General features: G+C 70.7%; 19 protein-coding genes. 11 read left to right on the forward strand and 8 right to left on the reverse strand.

What is annotated here, in order from left to right:
• Positions 1-61 precede the first annotated feature (61 nt).
• Positions 62-1159 carry a bifunctional succinyldiaminopimelate transaminase/glutamate-prephenate aminotransferase gene (locus OG219_RS31545; RefSeq protein ID WP_266832205.1) on the forward strand — a complete coding sequence of 366 codons (1098 nt, stop codon included), beginning with the start codon at positions 62-64 and terminating at the stop codon, positions 1157-1159.
• Positions 1160-1404: 245 nt separating this feature from the next.
• Here the strand turns inward: OG219_RS31545 and OG219_RS31550 are convergent, their stop codons facing one another.
• Together OG219_RS31550 and OG219_RS31555 are read right to left on the reverse strand one after the other, a co-directional pair.
• Complete coding sequence (locus OG219_RS31550; RefSeq protein ID WP_266832207.1) at positions 1405-1878, reverse strand: ATP-binding protein; 474 nt, start codon at positions 1876-1878, stop codon at positions 1405-1407.
• A gap of 352 nt (positions 1879-2230) precedes the next feature.
• Positions 2231-3217 carry a heavy metal transporter gene (locus OG219_RS31555; protein WP_266832209.1) on the reverse strand — a complete coding sequence of 329 codons (987 nt, stop codon included), beginning with the start codon at positions 3215-3217 and terminating at the stop codon, positions 2231-2233.
• A gap of 85 nt (positions 3218-3302) precedes the next feature.
• Here OG219_RS31555 and dapE point away from each other — a divergent pair, with 85 nt between their 5' ends.
• Both dapE and OG219_RS31565 read left to right on the forward strand, forming a co-directional pair.
• Complete coding sequence (dapE, locus tag OG219_RS31560; RefSeq protein ID WP_266832211.1) at positions 3303-4382, forward strand: succinyl-diaminopimelate desuccinylase; 1080 nt, start codon at positions 3303-3305, stop codon at positions 4380-4382.
• Between the two features lie 118 nt (positions 4383-4500).
• Positions 4501-5259 (forward strand): TIGR00730 family Rossman fold protein, encoded by a 759-nt coding sequence (locus OG219_RS31565; protein WP_266454751.1) that lies wholly within the window; start codon positions 4501-4503, stop codon positions 5257-5259.
• Between the two features lie 112 nt (positions 5260-5371).
• Here OG219_RS31565 and folP read toward each other — a convergent pair whose 3' ends face one another.
• On the reverse strand, positions 5372-6232 hold the full coding sequence (folP, locus tag OG219_RS31570) for a dihydropteroate synthase (RefSeq protein ID WP_266832213.1): 861 nt from the start codon (positions 6230-6232) through the stop codon (positions 5372-5374).
• Positions 6233-6414: 182 nt separating this feature from the next.
• On the opposite strand from folP, the gene OG219_RS31575 reads away from it, so the two are divergent.
• On the forward strand, positions 6415-6771 hold the full coding sequence (locus OG219_RS31575) for a DivIVA domain-containing protein (protein WP_266832215.1): 357 nt from the start codon (positions 6415-6417) through the stop codon (positions 6769-6771).
• Positions 6768-7343, forward strand: coding sequence for a DNA-3-methyladenine glycosylase I (locus OG219_RS31580; protein WP_323183310.1), 576 nt, complete (start codon positions 6768-6770; stop codon positions 7341-7343). Before OG219_RS31575 ends, OG219_RS31580 begins: the two co-directional genes overlap by 4 nt.
• 72 nt (positions 7344-7415) lie before the next feature.
• On the opposite strand, the gene OG219_RS31585 is transcribed toward OG219_RS31580, so the two are convergent.
• Entirely contained in the window at positions 7416-8222 is an 807-nt protein-coding gene (locus OG219_RS31585) for an enoyl-CoA hydratase/isomerase family protein (protein WP_266832217.1), read from the reverse strand.
• 372 nt (positions 8223-8594) lie between these two features.
• Between OG219_RS31585 and OG219_RS31590 the strand changes: the two genes are divergently transcribed.
• Positions 8595-8762, forward strand: a complete 168-nt coding sequence (locus OG219_RS31590) for a DUF3117 domain-containing protein (RefSeq protein ID WP_003966491.1) — start codon at positions 8595-8597, stop codon at positions 8760-8762.
• Positions 8763-8883: 121 nt separating this feature from the next.
• Here OG219_RS31590 and OG219_RS31595 read toward each other — a convergent pair whose 3' ends face one another.
• Positions 8884-9585: an O-methyltransferase gene (locus tag OG219_RS31595; protein ID WP_323183362.1), complete on the reverse strand. Its 702-nt coding sequence runs from the start codon at positions 9583-9585 to the stop codon at positions 8884-8886.
• Positions 9586-9800: 215 nt separating this feature from the next.
• Between OG219_RS31595 and sigE the strand changes: the two genes are divergently transcribed.
• The 5 genes from sigE (at position 9801) to OG219_RS31620 (ending at position 14996) form a co-directional block, all read left to right on the forward strand.
• Complete coding sequence (gene sigE / locus OG219_RS31600; RefSeq protein WP_266832221.1) at positions 9801-10502, forward strand: RNA polymerase sigma factor SigE; 702 nt, start codon at positions 9801-9803, stop codon at positions 10500-10502.
• Positions 10499-11476 carry a zf-HC2 domain-containing protein gene (locus OG219_RS31605; RefSeq protein WP_266832223.1) on the forward strand — a complete coding sequence of 326 codons (978 nt, stop codon included), beginning with the start codon at positions 10499-10501 and terminating at the stop codon, positions 11474-11476. The genes sigE and OG219_RS31605 overlap by 4 nt, the downstream gene beginning before the upstream one ends.
• Positions 11477-11614: 138 nt before the next feature.
• The gene (locus OG219_RS31610; RefSeq protein ID WP_266832225.1) at positions 11615-13495 is read left to right on the forward strand and encodes a trypsin-like peptidase domain-containing protein; all 1881 of its coding nucleotides are present in this window, start codon (positions 11615-11617) and stop codon (positions 13493-13495) included.
• A 191-nt stretch (positions 13496-13686) separates the two neighbouring features.
• Positions 13687-14121 carry a sec-independent translocase gene (locus OG219_RS31615; protein WP_266832227.1) on the forward strand — a complete coding sequence of 145 codons (435 nt, stop codon included), beginning with the start codon at positions 13687-13689 and terminating at the stop codon, positions 14119-14121.
• A 218-nt stretch (positions 14122-14339) separates the two neighbouring features.
• The gene (locus OG219_RS31620; RefSeq protein ID WP_266832229.1) at positions 14340-14996 is read left to right on the forward strand and encodes a hypothetical protein; all 657 of its coding nucleotides are present in this window, start codon (positions 14340-14342) and stop codon (positions 14994-14996) included.
• A 175-nt stretch (positions 14997-15171) separates the two neighbouring features.
• On the opposite strand, the gene OG219_RS31625 is transcribed toward OG219_RS31620, so the two are convergent.
• Genes OG219_RS31625 through OG219_RS31635 form a run of 3 tightly spaced genes read right to left on the reverse strand, consistent with a single transcriptional unit; the run spans position 15172 to position 18204 of the window.
• On the reverse strand, positions 15172-16308 hold the full coding sequence (locus OG219_RS31625; protein ID WP_266832231.1) for an Mrp/NBP35 family ATP-binding protein: 1137 nt from the start codon (positions 16306-16308) through the stop codon (positions 15172-15174).
• 44 nt (positions 16309-16352) lie between these two features.
• The gene (locus tag OG219_RS31630) at positions 16353-16937 is read right to left on the reverse strand and encodes a DUF1003 domain-containing protein (protein WP_266832233.1); all 585 of its coding nucleotides are present in this window, start codon (positions 16935-16937) and stop codon (positions 16353-16355) included.
• A complete protein-coding gene (locus OG219_RS31635) occupies positions 16927-18204 on the reverse strand; it encodes a CBS domain-containing protein (protein ID WP_266832235.1) in 1278 nt (425 codons plus the stop codon). Before OG219_RS31635 ends, OG219_RS31630 begins: the two co-directional genes overlap by 11 nt.
• Positions 18205-18250: the final 46 nt, after the last annotated feature.

The raw sequence follows: 18250 nt of genomic DNA on the forward strand, positions 1-18250 counted from the left end.
AGTACCAGCGATACGTACGGGTCGAAGGCCGCCGTACGTGCGAGAAAGTGAGCCCCATCCCGTGTCCGCAGTCACCGACCGGCTTCCCACCTTCCCCTGGGACAAGCTCGAGCCCTACAAGGCGACGGCCGCCGCCCACCCGGACGGCATCGTCGACCTGTCCGTCGGCACCCCGGTCGACCCGGTGCCGGAGCTGATCCAGAAAGCTCTGGTCGCGGCCGCGGACTCGCCCGGCTACCCCACGGTGTGGGGCACGCCCGAGCTGCGTGACGCGCTCACGGGCTGGGTGGAACGTCGGCTCGGCGCGCGCGACATCACCCACCACCACGTACTCCCGATCGTCGGCTCCAAGGAGCTGGTCGCCTGGCTCCCGACCCAACTGGGCCTCGGCCCCGGGGACAAGGTGGCGTTCCCGCGCCTGGCCTACCCGACGTACGAGGTCGGCGCCCGCCTCGCCCGGGCGGACCACGTGGCGTACGACGACCCGACGGACCTGGACCCCACGGACCTCAAGCTCCTCTGGCTGAACTCCCCGTCGAACCCGACGGGCAAGGTCCTCTCCGCGTCGGAACTGACCCGGATCGTCGCGTGGGCACGCGAGCACGACATCCTGGTCTTCGCCGACGAGTGCTACATCGAGCTCGGCTGGGAGGCCGACCCGGTGTCGGTACTCCACCCGGACGTGTGCGGCGGCTCGTACGAGGGGATCGTCTCGGTCCACTCGCTGTCGAAGCGGTCGAACCTGGCCGGCTACCGCGCCGCGTTCCTCGCCGGCGACCCCGCCGTCCTCGGCGACCTCCTCCAGATCCGCAAGCACGGCGGCATGATGACCTCCGCGCCGACCCAGGCCGCCGTGGTCGCCGCCCTCTCCGACGACACCCACGTCCGCGAACAGCGCGAGCGCTACGCGGCCCGCCGCAGGGCCCTGCGGGACGCCCTGCTCCAGCACGGCTTCCGCATCGAGCACAGCGAGGCCAGCCTCTACCTCTGGGCCACCCGCGACGAGTCCTGCTGGACCACCGTCGCCCACCTCGCCGACCTGGGCATCCTCGTAGCCCCCGGCGACTTCTACGGCCCAGCGGGCGAGAACTTCGTACGAGTGGCACTCACGGCAACGGACGAACGAGTGACAGCAGCGGTAGCCCGCTTGCAGCGGTAGCCGCTACCGCCTACCGCCGACCTCGGCGGCTACCGCTGGGCGGGCCCGCCCGACGCGCTGCCGCTGCCGCCGCCGCTACCGCTGTGGGCAATCGTCCCGCAGGGCGGGACGGGTGGGCACAGCCGACAGCGCCGGGTGCCGTGCAAGCAAAGCCCAGTGCAGCTCCGGTCAGAGGGCGCAGAGCACAGACGAGGGGGTCCAGGGAATGTGCGTTCCCTGGACCCCCTCGCCGCTCAGACCAGGCGTCAGCCGAGCGGCAGCCCACTCAGGGGCAGCTGACCCGTAGGCAGGCCCCCCTTGGTGACCGCGTCGGTCGGCAGCCCACCCTTGGTGACCGCGTCCGTCGGAAGACCACCGCCGGCCGACTTGGCGGTTTCACCGACCAGGCCCCCGGCCTGCCCCGCGGTATCCCCGGCCACCTGCTGCGCAGCCGGCGTCGCCGTCTTGGCGACCTTCCCGCTGGTCTTGCCCGCGGCCGGCACCGCCTTCTTGACCGCGTCGCCGCCGGACTTGCCCGCGAGCCCGGTCACGTTCTGAGCCGCACCGTCGACCGTGTTGCCGACGCTCGCCCCGTCCAGGGCGGTCAGTCCGCCGAGGTTGGGGGTGGCCGGCAGTTCGGGGGCCGCGCTGGCGGAGCCGGCCGCACCGACCCCGGCTGCCGCTCCCGCTGCGACGAGCAGCGCGGCACGGGCGATCCGGCGGGTCAGGGGGAGGGACATGATGCTCCTTAGACGGGAGAGAACGGTGAAATGTCCATCCAGGCCCGGCAGTTGACCGACTGGCTGTCGGCCGACCGTCGACCGACCGAAGGTGATCGTTCCGGACTCGGACGCAGTGACTACCGCTCGAAGCCCTCGAAGGTTGCGGTGGCCCAACGTAAAGAGTTGGTAATGCGTCGCATAATCATCTGCGGACAAACACGACCAAAGAACACCCGGTCGGAAAGTCTGCCGAATCCTTACGGCCCTTTGTTTCCAAGGGATCCGGCGGAAACGAGGGTGACCGCGCGAAAACCTGCGCACAGCGGCGCCACCACCCGCTCCGCGTCCCCCCAACGGGTGAGGACCCGTACTACTGCCCAGTGACGATTCGGACCTCGGCGGTGGACGCCTCGGCGGCCGAGCCCCCGTTCGCGTCGGACGTACCCCACTCGCTGTCTATGCTTTCGGCCGTCCACTCCCGCCCCGCGTACGAGACCCGCTCGATGTGCAGCGCCGAGGAGTTGGCCACGGCCCAGTGCGCCAGCTCCCAGCCACGCTGCCGGGCGGTGGTCCCGGCGGCGGCGTTCGTGGACACGGGTACGGACACGGTCCGGTTCGCGGTCGTCGGCGAGGGGGAGGCCGTGGCGGAGGCCGTCGGCGAGGCGGAGGCGCCCGCGGCGCTCGCATCCGCGCCCGCCTCCTGCAGCACGTCACGCCCGAAGTCCCGCACGAGCGCGGCCCGCACCGAGTCCGTGCCACCGGCCGGAGTCGACTCGGCGGGCCCCTGGCAGGTCAGCGTGGCCGCCGAGCGGCCGGTCAGAGCGGCGGCAAGGAGCGTGGCGTCCGGCTCGTGCTTCGCGTACGCGTCCGGATAGGCGCTGCGCTGCACGCGCTGCGCCGCAACGGTGAGCGGCAGTTGCGCATAGCCCTGCACCTTGGCGAGGTGCTCGTAGAAGATGTCCGCCGCGTAAGTCGGATCCAGGATCTCCTCCGTCGTCCCCCAGCCCTGCGAGGGCCGCTGCTGGAACAGGCCGAGCGAGTCCCGGTCGCCGTGCTGGATGTTGCGCAGCCCCGACTCCTGGAGCGCCGTCGCGAGGGCGATCGTCACGGCGCGCTCGGGCATGCCGCGGTTGGTGCCGACCGCCGAGATCGTCGCCGCGTTCACCGCCTGCTCCGGCGTGAACTCGTACGACTCGCCGCCGCTGCTGCCCGAGACGACCGTGCAGCGGGGCACTCCGGGCCCCCCGGTGAGGTACTGCACCGTGAGATAGCCCGCGAGCGCGAGCAGGACCACGACGGCCCCTCCGAAACGGAGGAGGCGGCCGCGCCGGGCGGGGGTGGGGGACGGCTCTGACACGTCGTACAAGGTACTGGAGGCCGCTGTCGGCGACGGGTGGGGCTGTGGACAACCGTGTGGAACCCGGAGCGCTAGGGTCGACGGCATGGCCGACACCCCCCTTGACCTCACGCTGGACGCTGCCGAGCTGACCGCGCGGCTCGTCGACTTCCCCTCGGAGAGCGGCAACGAGAAGCCGCTCGCGGACGCCGTCGAGACCGCGCTGCGCGCCCTTCCGCATCTGAGGGTCGACCGGTACGGCAACAACGTCGTCGCGCGGACGAACCTGGGCCGCGCCGAGCGGGTCGTCCTCGCCGGCCACATCGACACGGTCCCCATCGCGGACAACGTCCCCTCCCGCCTCGACGAGGACGGCGTGCTCTGGGGCTGCGGCACCTGCGACATGAAGTCGGGGGTGGCGGTCCAGCTGCGCATCGCGGCCACGGTGCCCGCCCCCAACCGCGACCTCACCTTCGTCTTCTACGACAACGAAGAGGTCGCCGCACACTTGAACGGCCTGAAGCATGTGTCCGAAGCCCATCCCGAGTGGCTGGAGGGCGACTTCGCCGTCCTCCTGGAGCCGACGGACGGTCAGGTGGAGGGCGGCTGCCAGGGCACGCTCAGGATGTTCCTGAAGTTCACCGGCGAGCGGGCGCACTCCGCGCGCGCGTGGATGGGCTCCAACGCGATCCACGCGGCGGCCCCGGCCCTGGCCAGGCTCGCCGCGTACGAGCCGCGCACGCCGGTCGTTGACGGCCTCCAGTTCCACGAGGGCCTCAACGCCGTCCGGATCGAGGGCGGCGTCGCCACCAACGTCATCCCCGACGCCTGCACCCTGGTCGTCAACTTCCGTTACGCGCCCGACCGCAGCGAGGCCGAGGCGGAGGCCTTCGTCCACGACTACTTCGCGGACTGCGGCGTGGACGAGTTCGTCGTCGACGACCACACCGGAGGGGCCCGCCCCGGCCTGACCCACCCGGCAGCGGCGGCCTTCATGGCGGCCGTCGGCGGTGAGGCCCGCCCCAAGTTCGGCTGGACCGACGTCGCCCGCTTCAGCGCACTCGGGGTGCCCGCGGTGAACTACGGCCCCGGTACCCCGCTCCTGGCCCACAAGGTGGACGAGCGGGTCAAGGCCTCCATGATCCCGGAGGCCGAGGAGCGGCTGCGAGCCTGGCTGACGTCCTGAGGCGCGGCTGAGACGCGGCTGAGCCGTGCTGGTGCTCGGCGGACATGCTCGCGTCCCCCCTCCGTAACCCGCGTAGATCTACGCTGGGGTGGAACGACCGCAAGCGGAGGGAGCGCACATGGCTACTGGCAACCCCGAGGGCAAGAGGCGGCCACCGGAGGAACAGCGCCTGGGACCGGTGCTGCGCAGGCGGGATCAGGTACAGGCGAGCACGACCGACCAGCGACTCCTGGACGCGGGCGGGCCCTCCGACTGGGTGCACACCGACCCGTGGCGGGTCCTGCGCATCCAGTCCGAATTCATCGAAGGCTTCGGCACACTGGCCGAACTCCCGCCCGCGATCAGCGTGTTCGGGTCCGCCCGTACGAAGGCGGACTCGCCCGAGTACGAGGCGGGTGTGGCGCTCGGCCGCGGTCTCGTCGAGGCCGGGTTCGCCGTGATCACCGGCGGTGGCCCCGGAGCCATGGAAGCCGCCAACAAGGGCGCCTGCGAGGCCAAGGGCATCTCAGTCGGCCTCGGCATCGAGCTGCCCTTCGAGCAGGGCCTCAACCAGTACGTCGACATCGGCCTCAACTTCCGGTACTTCTTCGTCCGCAAGATGATGTTCGTCAAGTACGCGCAGGGCTTCGTGGTCCTCCCCGGCGGACTCGGCACCCTGGACGAACTCTTCGAGGCCCTGACCCTGGTCCAGACCCAGAAGGTCACCCGCTTCCCCATCGTCCTCTTCGGCACCGAGTACTGGGGCGGCCTGGTCGACTGGCTCAAGAACACCCTCATCGCCCAGGGCAAGGCGTCCGAGAAGGACTTGCTCCTGTTCCACCTGACGGACGACGTGGACGAGGCGGTGTCGTTGGTGTCGAAGGAGGCGGGGCGGTAGGCGATTTCAGCCCGTCCGGCGTTTGAGGACGAGCGCGTCAGCGCGAAGGGGGGTCTGGGGGCGCAGCCCCCAGCTACGGGACGGGTAGGGGCGGAGGGGGCGAAAACCGCCTCTACGCCAGTCCCCTCCGGGCCACCGTCGGCGGACGGTGGCCCGCGATCGACGCCACCATGTCCAGCACCTGCCGGGTCTCCGCGACCTCATGGACCCGGTACACCTGCGTCCCCAGCCAAGCCGAAACGGCAGTCGTCGCCAGCGTCCCCACCACCCGCTCCTTCACCGGCTTGTCCAGCGTCTCGCCCACGAAGTCCTTGTTGGAGAGGGAGACAAGAACGGGCCACCCGGTGGACACCATCTCGCCGAGCCGCCGAGTCGCCTCCAGACTGTGCCGCGTGTTCTTCCCGAAGTCGTGCCCGGGGTCGATCATGACGGACTCCCGGGGCACCCCCAGCGACACCGCCCGCTCGGCAAGACCGAGCGTCACCCGGAGAATGTCGGCCATGACATCGTCGTACGCGACCCGATGGGGACGCGTCCGCGGCTCGGACTCCCCGGCATGGGTGCACACCAGTCCCACCCCGTACCGCGCGGCCACCTCGGCCAGCCGCGGATCCACCCCGCCCCACGCGTCGTTGAGCAGATCCGCCCCCACCTCGCAGACCGCCTCGCCGACCTCGTGCCGCCAGGTGTCGACGCTGATGATCACGTCAGGGAAACGCCGCCGCACCTCGGCGACGAAACCGACCGTACGACGCGCCTCCTCGTCGGCGGTCACCTCTTCCCCCGGCCCCGCCTTGACCCCGCCGATGTCGATGATGGCAGCGCCCTCGGACACCGCCTGTTCCACGCGGGCGAGCGCGGGCTCGTCGCGGAACGTGGACCCCTGGTCGTAGAAGGAGTCGGGGGTCCGGTTCACAATGGCCATGATCACCGGCTCATGCGGGTCGAATTCATGCCTGCCGAGCCTGAGCATCCCCTGTGACCTCTCCCAGTAAGTCCCGCTGATGAGCCGCCTGCGACCCTAACTGTCAGACTCGCATGGCACGATCGGACCCGACACTTCAGCTTCAGCACCAAGCGCTTCAGCACTGTCCGCTGCGGCGCCATCCACGCCGACGCGCCCCGCGTCGGCACCAGAGCGTGGGGACCTCAGCGATGTTCATGTTCTTGTTCCTGGTCGTCGCGCTCGCCGTTGTGGTCGCCGCGGTGACACTGGCCGTGGTGGGCGGCGGCGAGAGCGCGCCCCTTCCCGAGGCTGGACCGGAGCGGCTGGTGGACCCGTTTCCGCTGGACCGGCCGGTGAACCGGGAGGACGTCGAGACGCTGCGCTTCCCGCTCGCCGTACGCGGCTACCGGATGGCGGACGTCGATGACGCGCTTGGCCGCCTCGGCGCCGAGATCGCCGAGCGGGACGCCCGCATCGCCGACCTGGAGGCCGCGCTCGACGGCGCCAGGACGGCCTCGGCCGCCTCCACCTCGCTGCACAAGCACGCCGAGGAGGATCACCAGTGACCGACGCACTCGCGGGCACGGACGGCGCGCTGCGATGCCCCTGGGCGCTGTCGACCGAGGACTATGTGGCGTACCACGACGAGGAATGGGGCCGCCCGGTCCACGGCGACGACGCGCTGTACGAGCGGCTGTGCCTGGAGGCCTTCCAGTCGGGCCTGTCCTGGATCACCATCCTGCGCCGCCGCGAGGGGTTCCGGGCCGCCTTCGCCGGCTTCGAGATCGCCAAGGTGGCGACCTTCACGGACGCGGACAAGGAGCGCCTGCTCGCCGACCCGGGCATCATCCGCAACCGCGCCAAGATCGAGGCGACGGTCGCCAACGCGCGCGTGCTGACCGACTGGGCACCGGGCGAGCTGGACGAGCTGATCTGGTCCTTCGCCCCGGCCACCCGCCCGGCCCCGAAGAGGCTGGCCGACATCCCGGCCGTCACCGACGAGTCGACCGCCCTCTCCAAGGCCCTGAAAAAACGAGGCATCCGCTTCGTGGGCCCGACAACGGCATACGCCTTGATGCAGGCATGCGGCCTGGTCAACGACCACTTGGCCGACTGCACACTGAGAAGCGCCCCTTAGCTGGAGCGCCCGTCAGGGGCGCGGGGAACTGCGCGACCAGCCACACCCGGCCCGCAGTTCCCGATCAAACCGTCACCGCCCCAAGTACTTCGGCTTCTCCTTGTTCACGAACGCCTGCACAGCGATCAAGTGGTCCTCGGAGGCCCCCGCCCGGGACTGAAGCTCGTCCTCCTTCTCCAGGGACTCGTCCAGCGAGTGGGAGAGCGCGTAGGCGAGGGACTCCTTGAGGGCGGCATACGCCAGCGTCGGCCCCTCGGCCAGCGCCCGAGCCACCTTCACGCCCTCGGCGGCCAGCTCCGACGAGGGGACGACGCGGTTCGCGATCCCCAACTCGTACGCCTCCTGAGCCGTGATGCTGCGCGGAAAGAGCAGCAGATCGGCGGCCCGGCTCGGGCCGACGACCCTAGGCAGCGTCCAGGAGATCCCCGAGTCGGCGGTCAGCGCGACCCCGGCGAAGGACGTGTTGAAGGCAGCCGTATCGGCCACGATCCGGTAATCCGCCGCGAGCGCGAAGCCGAACCCGGCCCCCGCCGCGACGCCGTTCACCGCGGCGACCACCGGCTTCGCCGCCCCGGTCAGGGCCCGCACGATCGGGTTGTAGTGCTCCCGCACGGTGCTCATGACACCCTCGCCGCCGCCCGACTCGCGCGCCGCGAGCAGCCCGCCGATGTGCTCCTTCAGGTCCTGGCCCACGCAGAACGCCCGGTCACCGGCGGCGGTCAGCAGCACGGCCCGTACGGAGTCGTCGGACGCGGCGGCCTGTGCCGCGTCCCGGAAGGCGACCTTGGTCGCGATGTTCATCGCGTTCATCGCCTCGGGGCGGTTCAGCGTGATCGTCGCGAGTCCGTCGCTCACCTCGTAGAGCACGGTGTCGGCCATGGTGGGTCCCCTCCGGTGTCGCGGCTCCGTCGTACCCGCCTACCCGCCGGTACGTCCTGCTTCCGAGGACAGCATGACGGAGATCACTGACAGTGGAGCCGCTCGGACATGTGACCTGCGTCAAAGAATTCGTGACCTTGGAAGGTCGTGCGGCGGCGCAGTATCGCAGTCACATCGCCGAATTGAGTGGTTTTGCTCAAGCGCGTTGCGCAAGCGATGCCGACTGATGTTGGTCATCGGGTCCTGAGATGCGGGATAATGGCCTGGAAGCAATGTGTTCGATGCCGGTGACGCGTGTCCTATGAGGGGACGGGCGTGCCCTTCTAAGGGGCCGTCGGCGACGATGAGCTGGTTTCAGGAAGGGGAACGAGCATGGCGGCCATGAAGCCGCGGACGGGCGATGGCCCGCTCGAGGTGACCAAGGAGGGGCGGGGCATCGTCATGCGCGTTCCGCTCGAAGGCGGCGGTCGGCTCGTCGTCGAGCTGACCCCTGACGAGGCCGACGCGCTCGGCGACGCCCTCAAGAAGGTCGTCGGCTGACGCGGAACGCGACCATACCCCTACAGCTGCCCTGGCATCGTACGCGGTGCCGGGGCAGCTGTTTTTGAGGGGTCCGGAACTGACGTAATGGCTGGTCAGAGGCGTCGGCGGGTGCCCTGGATCAGCGCTTGACCGCGCACAGCAGACCGTCGCCCACCGGCAGCAGCGAGGGCACCAGATCCTGGCTCTCGCGCACCGCGCGCAGCAGCTCCCGCAGTCGCCCGACCTCCGCCGGCTGCGGTCCCGAGTCCACCGTGCGGCCGTCCGCGAAGACGCCCTCGAAGACGACGAGCCCGCCCGGACGAAGCAGGCGCAACGATTCAGCGAAGTAGTCCAGGCACTCCAGACGGTCGCCGTCGCAGAAGACGAGGTCGTACCCGGAGTCCGCGAGCCGGGGCAGGACATCGAGGGCGCGGCCCGGGATGAAGCGGGCCCGGTTGCTGGCGAAGCCGGCGGCGCGGAAGGCCTGGCGGGCGAACTGCTGGCGCTCCGGCTCCGGATCCACGGTGGTCAGTACCCCGTCCGGCCGCATGCCGTTGAGGAGATGGATTCCGGAGACTCCGGTCCCGGTCCCGATCTCCGCCACCGCTTTCGCGTCCACGGTGGCGGCGAGCAACCGCAGCGCGGCACCGGTGCCGGGCGACACCGAGCGCAGCCCTGCCTCCTGGGCCCGGTCCCGGGCCCAGAGCAGTGCTTCGTCCTCGGCGACAAAGGCGTCGGCGAACGCCGCCCAGCTTGGCTGCCGGTTGCCGGTGATGACCCTCTCCTGTCCCCGTAGTTGCCTGGCCGTGACTGTATCCGTTGGTGCCGGGAACCCGCAGATGGGACCAGGCGTTTAGAGGGGTGGGGAAACGCACTGGGGGGAAGCACATGGATCAGGACACCGAGCAAGTGCTGACGCAGCGATATGAGCGTGTATCAAATTCTCGTAAAACCGCTTATCCGGAGCTAACGGGCGAGGTGGCTATGGTAGGGGCTCCACTGGACACCACCAGAGCCGACAGGGGAGGTGCGGCTGCGCCTGTGGATCGGGGAGGAGTGCTTCGGCGCTTTCTCAGGTCGGCGGGTGAGCCGAAATCCGTGACCAACACCGCTGACCGTTTCCACAGTGCCGACTCCGGGCAGACCGCGACGTTCTCCACCGACGCGGAGTCGCAGGCGTGGACTCCGCCCACCTGGGAGGAGATCGTCAGCACGCACAGCGGCCGGGTCTACCGGCTCGCCTACCGCCTGACGGGCAACCAGCACGACGCCGAGGACCTGACACAAGAGGTCTTCGTCCGTGTCTTCCGCTCCCTGTCGACCTACACGCCCGGCACCTTCGAGGGCTGGCTGCACCGCATCACCACGAATCTCTTCCTGGACATGGTGCGCCGCAAGCAGCGCATCCGCTTCGACGCCCTCGGTGACGACGCGGCCGAGCGTCTGCCCAGCCGTGAGCCGTCCCCGCAGCAGGTCTTCAACGACGCGCACTTCGACGCGGACGTCCAGCAGGCGCTGGACACCCTCGCGCCCGAGTTCCGCGCCGCGGTCGTCCTCTGCGACATCGAGGGACTTTCGTACGAGGAGATCGCCGCGACCCTGGGCGTCAAGCTCGGCACGGTCCGCAGCCGGATCCACCGTGGCCGTTCGCAGCTGCGCAAGGCCCTCGCGCACCGGTCTCCCGAGGCCCGTGCCGAGCGCCGCGGCTTCGCGGTCACCGGTGTGCCCGCGCTGGGAGGAGGGGGCGCGACCGCGTGAGTGGATCACGTCCCACACCCGCTGAGCAGCACCTGGGAGACCGACTGTCCGCCCTTGTGGACGGAGAGCTCGGTCATGAGTCGCGCGAGCGCGTCCTGGCCCACATCGCCACCTGTGCGAAGTGCAAGGCCGAGGCGGCCGCCCAGCGCCGACTGAAGAACGTATTCGCGGAGATGGCCCCGCCGCCGCCCTCCGAGAGTTTCCTGGCCCGTCTCCAGGGGCTCCCCGGCGGCGGCGACTCCGACGGAGGCATGGGCTCGCCGTTGGGCGGGGGTGCCTTCGGCGGAAGAATCCCCGGTGGCTCCGCCGGCACCGGCGTCTTCGGAGTGAGGGGCGAGCCGTTCGGTTACGTCCCCTCCGAACCCCACGCCGACGTGCTGCCCCCCTCGCAGGGGCGCGGCTTCCGTATCCATGACGTCAGCCGTCACGAGGCCGAGCGGTCGGCCTCACGCGGGCTGCGCTTCGCCTTCGCCGCCGCGGGAGCGGTGTCGCTGGCCGCCGTCGCGCTCGGCGGGGTGTCGACCGGGACCACCGGTGACACCACGGCCGCGCGGGGCGAATCCGGTACCGGAAGCAATGTGACGCCGACGCGTACGCAGGGCACGGGGGCCTCGACGGCTCCCGAGTCACAGCGGCGCCGGTCCGTGGGGCCGCTGCTCGCGCAGGGCGAGCGGACGCTCGGCCAGAGCGCGGTGGCGCCCACCGCGGTTTCCGCACCGCTGCTCCCCGGAGTCCCCGCTCCGGCCGACCGTGCCCAGGAGGTCATGCACACGCTGACGGCCCCCATGGTCGCCGGTGCCGCCGTGATGTCCCCGCTCATACGTCCGTTCACCGAGGTCGAGCCGATCGCGCTGACCTCGTGGTCCACAGCCCCGGACGTCACGACTCCGGGCCTGCTCGCCGCCCCCGGCCCCCTCTCGTCCCCCTCTTCCTCCCCGTCCCCCACCTCCCCCTCCTCCGGCACCCTCCGCTGACCCGCCCTCTGCGCGGCGGCCCGTGAACCTGGTTGAATCCGGGGTGGGCCGCGTCCGCGGGAGGGATCCCGGACCCGGAGTCGACAATCTGTGGCAACCGTCGGTGAGTTGTGCCCGGGAGCCAGGTGTGGGGAGAGCATGAACGAGGGGAAGCCCACGAAGGCGAAGTGGTGGAGCCGACCCCGGCCACCGGTCCCCCCGGGGGATGCCGGGGGGACCGGCTCGTCCGAGGACGTACGGACGGCCGAGGGCGATTTCGAGTTGGACCGGCCGCTCGGGGGCGGTGACTTCGCCGGGGCCGGGGCCGGTGTCGACGGGGACTTCGAGTTGGACAAGCCCGCTCCGAGCAGCCAGGAGGGCGCTGCTCTCGGTGGGGCCGGCGTTGACTCGACAGAGCCCCGCGTCAACGCCGAAGGCGACTTCGAGTTGGCCCGCCCCGCTGCTCCGGCCCACCACGACAGCGAGTCGGACGGCATCCGCGCCGTTCCTCCCGCCGACCTCTCCGACACGCCTTCCGCCGGCCTTCCCGCGGCTCCCGCAGACGGCCTTCCTGCCGCTACTCCCACACCCCTTCCTTCCGACGCCGTCCCCGCAGATCAGCCCCCCGCCGACCGTCCCAGGCCTCTGCACGACCCCGACCCCTACAGCACCCCGCCCTACGGCGAACCGGGCCCCTGGGCGCCGGCCCCGCCCGTCCAGCACCCCGTGGCCACGCCCGCGCACGGCACCCACGTCCCGGCGGCGACCCCGACTCAAGACACGCACGTACCCCCCGCACCCGCGGCCTTCACACAGAGCCCGGGCCACCAGCCGCCCGCCACCCCTTCCCCCTGGCAGAGGTACGACCCGTGGGCCGCCCCGGCCCCCCTCCAGCAGAACGGCGCGGCCGTGGCCACCAAGGCCCAGCGGCGCAAGCGGGCCAACAAGGTGCTGGTCCTCGGGGCCGTGGTGATCGCTCTCGTCTCCGGAGGCGTCGGAGGCGGCGTAGGGGCCTATCTGGAGCGGAATGGCGGGGGGAGTGACATCGAACTGCCGCAGGCCGGGAGGGAGGCGCCGGAGCGGGCTCCGGGCAGTGTGGCCGGGATCGCCGCCCAGGCGCTGCCCAGTGTCGTCACCCTGCATGTGAGCGGGTCCGAGGAGGAGGCCACCGGCACCGGCTTCGTGCTCGACGGGCAGGGGCACATCCTCACCAACAACCACGTGGTCGAACCGGCCGTCGGCAGCGGCGAGATATCCGTGACGTTCAGCAGCGGCGACACGGCCAAGGCCAAGGTCGTCGGGCGCGACAGCGGGTACGACCTCGCCGTCGTCCGGGTGACCGGCGTCAGCGGCCTCGACCCGATGCCGCTCGGCAACTCGGACAGCGTCCAGGTCGGCGACCCGGTCGTCGCCATCGGTGCCCCCTTCGACCTCGCCAACACCGTCACCTCCGGCATCATCAGCGCCAAGGAGCGGCCCATCACGGCGGGCGGGGAGAGCGACGGCAGCGACGTCAGTTACGTGGACGCGTTGCAGACCGACGCTCCGATCAACCCCGGCAACTCCGGCGGACCCCTTCTCGACTCCAAGGCCCGCGTCATCGGGATCAACAGCGCCATCCGCTCCGCCGACAGCGGCTCCGGCCTGGAGAGCGGTCAGTCCGGTTCGATCGGGCTCGGTTTCGCCATCCCCATCAACCAGGGCAAGCGCGTCGCCGAGGAGCTGATCAACACGGGCAAGGCGACCCACCCCGTCATCGGCGTCACGCTCGACATGGACTACACGGGCGACGGCGCCAAGGTCGGGACGCAGAGCGGCGACGGCGGCCCGGCGGTCACCGAGGGCGGCCCCGGCGCCAAGGCGGGCATCGAGGAGGGCGACGTCATCACCGAGATCGACGGCCGCCCCGTGCACTCCGGCGAGGAGCTCATCGTGAAGACCCGCGCGCACCGCCCCGGCGACACGCTCCGGCTGACCGTCCTGCGGGGCGGCACGGAGAAGCAGATCACCCTGGTCCTCGGCTCGGCCGACAGCAACTGACAGGAACTTCACAGAAAGTCGGCCCGGGCCCGCTCTGAACGGCAAACATCGCGGAAAACCCGCCGTGTACATGAACCCGGAAGCCCCGGGACAGTTCCGGACGGACGGGATGGCCGGGTACCGTGGACACGGCCCGGACCACGGAAGACCTGCCGGGGGCCGAGGACCGAGGACATCGCAAGGAGCTTCAGGTGTTCAATGACATAGGACCGCTCGAGCTGGTGGCGCTCATCGTCCTCGCCGTGCTCGTCTTCGGTCCGGACAAGCTCCCCAAGCTGATCCAGGATGTCACGCGCACCATCCGCAAGATCCGCGAGTTCTCGGAGAGCGCCAAGGCGGACATCCGCGAGGAACTCGGTCCGGAGTTCAAGGACTTCGAGTTCGAGGACCTCAACCCCAAGACGTTCATCCGCAAGCAGCTGGACAACGACGAGCTGGGGCTCAAGGAAATCCGCAACGGCTTCGACCTGAAGAAGGAAATGGCCGACGTCACGGACGCGGTGCACGGCCGTGAGTCCGAATCGTCCTCCAGCTCTTCCGGCGGCTCCGTCGACATGACGAAGAAGCGCGAGAAGCTCGAGCTCTCCAAGGACGAGCGCCCGCCGTTCGACGCGGACGCCACCTGAGCCGTACACGGCTCGCGCCGCACGCCACCTGAGTCGTAGAAGGCCTGCGCCGCACGTGACCTGAGTCTCACACGGCCTGAAAACGTACCCACGCGCCGGGCGCTTTCCCGGCTGCTCGGAGCGGTGTGGCTATGCTGCCCAGTTGTTGTGCGGACCGAGACGGACGCCCGAGGGGGGTGGGCCCGCCGGTCCGACGAGAGCTAGGAGGCGTCCGGCAGATGGAGACGACAAGTCGGGTAGGCGCGCAGGCGCCGGCCGCGGAGGGCGGACAGCAGGTCCCCTCCGCCCGGCGCACGGTCGACGGCTACCTGCTGGCGCCCTTCCCCTGGTACGGCCTCGACGAGGCCTTCACGGGGCCGCGCTGGCTGATGCAGGTGGGTACCTCGGCGGACGGTGCCGTCGAGCACGGTTCGATCGGGCACGGCGAAGAGCCCACCGTGCGCGGTGAGACGACGGAGGACAAGGAACGCTTCGCGGTGGTGGTCACCGTCGCGGCCAGCCCCGTACGCCGCAGCGCGGACGGCACGGGCCTGCTGGAGGCCACCTCGGTCTCCTCCGCGGCCTGGCTCGCCGGAGTGGGGCTGCTGTCCTTCACCTGGCCCGGCCAGATGGACCACACCCTCCGGGACGACTGGCTGGACCAGCAGACCGAGACGGCGTGGGTCCTGGCCGACGACCTGACCGGCTCCGAGTGGTCCTCCCTGTCCCTCCCCGTGGACGGCGTTCCCACGCCCTTCCACTACCGCGAGTCCGAGTTCGGCTGGGTCCTCGCGGGCTCCACCCAGGAAGGCGTGCATGTGGGCGCGTACGGGCGGGGGATGAGTGCGTACGGGCTGGGCTTCTCGATGATCAAGGACATCGGAGCGTACGCCTAGGCGGCGGGCATACGGGGAGGGGGCGCCGTCACTCAGGACGGCGCCCCCATCTCCGTAAGGTCTGGAGCGTTTGTGCCTGCGGGTGCGCTGTGGTTGCTCGCGCAGTTCCCCGCGCCCCTGAAGGGGCGCCCCTGAAGGGGCGCCCCTGACGGGGCTGCCCTGTCCCTGACGCCCGTTAGAACTTGTTCCTCGGGGTGATGCCGAGGGACATGCCTGACAGGCCTCGGGCTCGGCCGCCCAGTTTGCCTGCGATTGCTCGTAGGGCGGCGCCTGCCGGGGATTCGGGGTCGGTCAGGACCACCGGCTTGCCCTCGTCGCCGCCCTCGCGGAGGCGGACGTCGATCGGGATGCTGCCGAGGACCGGGACGTTGGTGCCCGTGGTGCGGGTCAGGCCCTCGGCGACGGACTGGCCGCCGCCGGTGCCGAAGACGTCGACCATCTCGCCGCAGTGCGGGCAGGGCAGGCCCGACATGTTCTCGACGACGCCGACGATCTTCTGGTGGGTCTGGACGGCGATGGAGCCCGCGCGCTCGGCGACCTCGGCGGCGGCCTGCTGCGGAGTCGTCACGACGAGGATCTCGGCGTTCGGAACCAGCTGCGCGACCGAGATCGCGATGTCGCCGGTGCCCGGCGGGAGGTCGAGGAGGAGGACGTCCAGGTCGCCCCAGAAGACGTCCGCCAGGAACTGCTGGAGGGCGCGGTGGAGCATCGGGCCACGCCAGACGACGGGCGCGTTGCCCGGCGTGAACATGCCGATGGAGATGACCTTCACGCCGTGCGCGGACGGCGGCATGATCATGTTCTCGACCTGGGTGGGCTTGCCGTCTGCGCCCAGCATGCGGGGCACGGAGTGGCCGTAGATGTCGGCGTCGACGACACCGACCTTGAGGCCGTCGGCCGCCATCGCCGCCGCCAGGTTCACCGTCACCGAGGACTTGCCGACGCCGCCCTTGCCGGAGGCGACCGCGTACACGCGGGTGAGTGAGCCCGGCTGGGCGAAGGGGACCTCGCGCTCGGCCGTCCCGCCGCGGAGCGCCGCCGCCAGTTCGCGGCGCTGTTCGTCGCCCATCACGTCCAGGGTCACATCGACGTGCGTGACGCCCTCGACGGCCGAGACCGCCGCCGTCACGCTGTCGGTGATGGTCTGGCGCATCGGGCAGCCGGAGACGGTCAGATAGACAGTGACCGCGACCGCACCGTCCGCACCGATCTCAACAGATTTGACCATCCCCAGTTCGGTGATGGGTCGCTGGATCTCGGGATCGTTCACCGTCGCCAGTGCTTCACGCACCGCGTCTTCCATAGCCGCCATACCGTCGATGGTACGGGGCACCCCATGGGCCCCGGAAAGCCCCGTCACAGGTCGTCTGTGTCACGTCCCCGAGTGGCCTCGGACGGGAATACCCGATGCCCGTCCACGCGCTGCTCCTCCAGCTCCTTGACCAGGTCCTGCAGTTCGGAGCGGATCCAGTCCCGGGTGGCGACCTCGCCGAGGCCGATCCGCAGCGTGGCGATCTCCCTCGTGAGGTATTCGGTGTCCGCGATCGACCGCTCGTTCTGCTTGCGGTCCTGCTCCAGGTTGACGCGGTCGCGGTCGTCCTGCCGGTTCTGCGCGAGCAGGATCAGCGGGGCGGCGTAGGAGGCCTGGAGCGACAGCATCAGCGTCAGGAAGATGAACGGGTAGTTGTCGAAGCGCAGGTCACGCGGCGCGAAGACGTTCCACAGCACCCACACGACGACGACGACGGTCATCCAGACGATGAACCGTCCGGTGCCCAGGAACCGCGCGATCCGCTCCGAGAACCGTCCGAACGCCTCCGGGTCCCACTCCGGCAGCAGTCTGCGGCGCGGCGACTTCGGCTGGTCGAGCCGGGTGCGGGGCCGGGTGGTCGCGGTCGCCCCCGAGGCGGTGCGCTCGCGCGTCTCGCGTTCAGGCGCCATCGGCCACCCCCTCCTCGAGGTGGAACTCCGTCTCGCGCCAGTCCTCGGGCAGCATGTGGTCCAGTACGTCGTCCACGGTCACCGCGCCGAGCAGCGAGCCGCTCTCGTCGACGACGGGCGCCGACACCATGTCGTACGTCGCGAAGAACCCGGCGACGACGGGCAGCGCGGCGTCCGGCGAGAGGGGCTGCAGATCGTCGTCGAGGATCGAGCTGACCAGGGTGTACGGCGGGTCGCGCAGCAGCCGCTGGAAGTGCGCGGTGCCCAGGTACTTGCCGGTGGGTGTCTCGTCCGGCGGGCGGCACACGTACACCTGGGCGGCGAGCGAGGGGGAGAGGTCGGGGTTGCGCACCCGGGCGAGCGCGTCGGCGATCGTCGCGTCGGGCCGCAGCACGATGGGCTCGGTCGTCATCAGACCGCCGGCGGTCCGCTCCTCGTACGCCATCAGCCGTCGTACGTCGGCCGCGTCGCCGGGCCGCATCAGCATCAGCAGCCGCTCCACGTCGTCCTCGGGCAGCTCGGCGAGCAGGTCGGCCGCGTCGTCCGGGGCCATCGCCTCCAGGACGTCGGCCGCGCGCTCCTCCTTGAGCTTGCCGAGGATCTCGATCTGGTCGTCCTCGGGGAGCTGTTCGAGTACGTCGGCGAGGCGGTCGTCGTCGAGTGCGGCGGCCACCTCCCCGCGCCGTTTCGGCGACAGGTGGTGCATGACGTTCGCGAGGTCGGCCGGGCGCAGCTGCTCGAAGGTGGCGAGCAGACTCTCGGCGCCCTGTCCCTCCTCGTCCAGCGAGAACCCGGTGACGGCGGACCACTCGACGGTCAGGGTCTCGCCCTTGGAGCGCCTGAACGCCCCGCTGCGGCCCTTGCGGACGAAGACCCGGTCGATCTCCCAGTCACGCCGCGCCGGAAGCTGCTGGATGGACACGTCGAGCACGGTCACCTCCTCGCCCGTGTCGCCGAGCGTGAGGCGCCGGTCGAGGAGCTCGCCGAACACCAGCCGCTCCGTGGGCCGCTGCTCGAAGCGGCGCACGTTGAGGACGCCGGTGGTGATGACCTGGCCGCTCTCGATGCCGGTCACCCGGGTCATGGGCAGGAAGATGCGCCGGCGCGTGGACAGCTCGACGACAACGCCGAGCAGCCGGGGCGGCCGGTTCCCGACACGCAACATGGCGACCAGGTCCCGCACACGGCCCACCTGGTCGCCGTTCGGGTCGAAGACGGCGACGCCGGCGAGGTGCGAGACGAAGATCCGGGGGGCGCCTGCGGCCATGCGCGCGCCTCCTGTTCCTGCCGTTTTGTCCGCTCGGGTGGGCTTC

It is taken from the genome of Streptomyces sp. NBC_00038, assembly GCF_026343635.1.
Classification (GTDB): domain Bacteria; phylum Actinomycetota; class Actinomycetes; order Streptomycetales; family Streptomycetaceae; genus Streptomyces.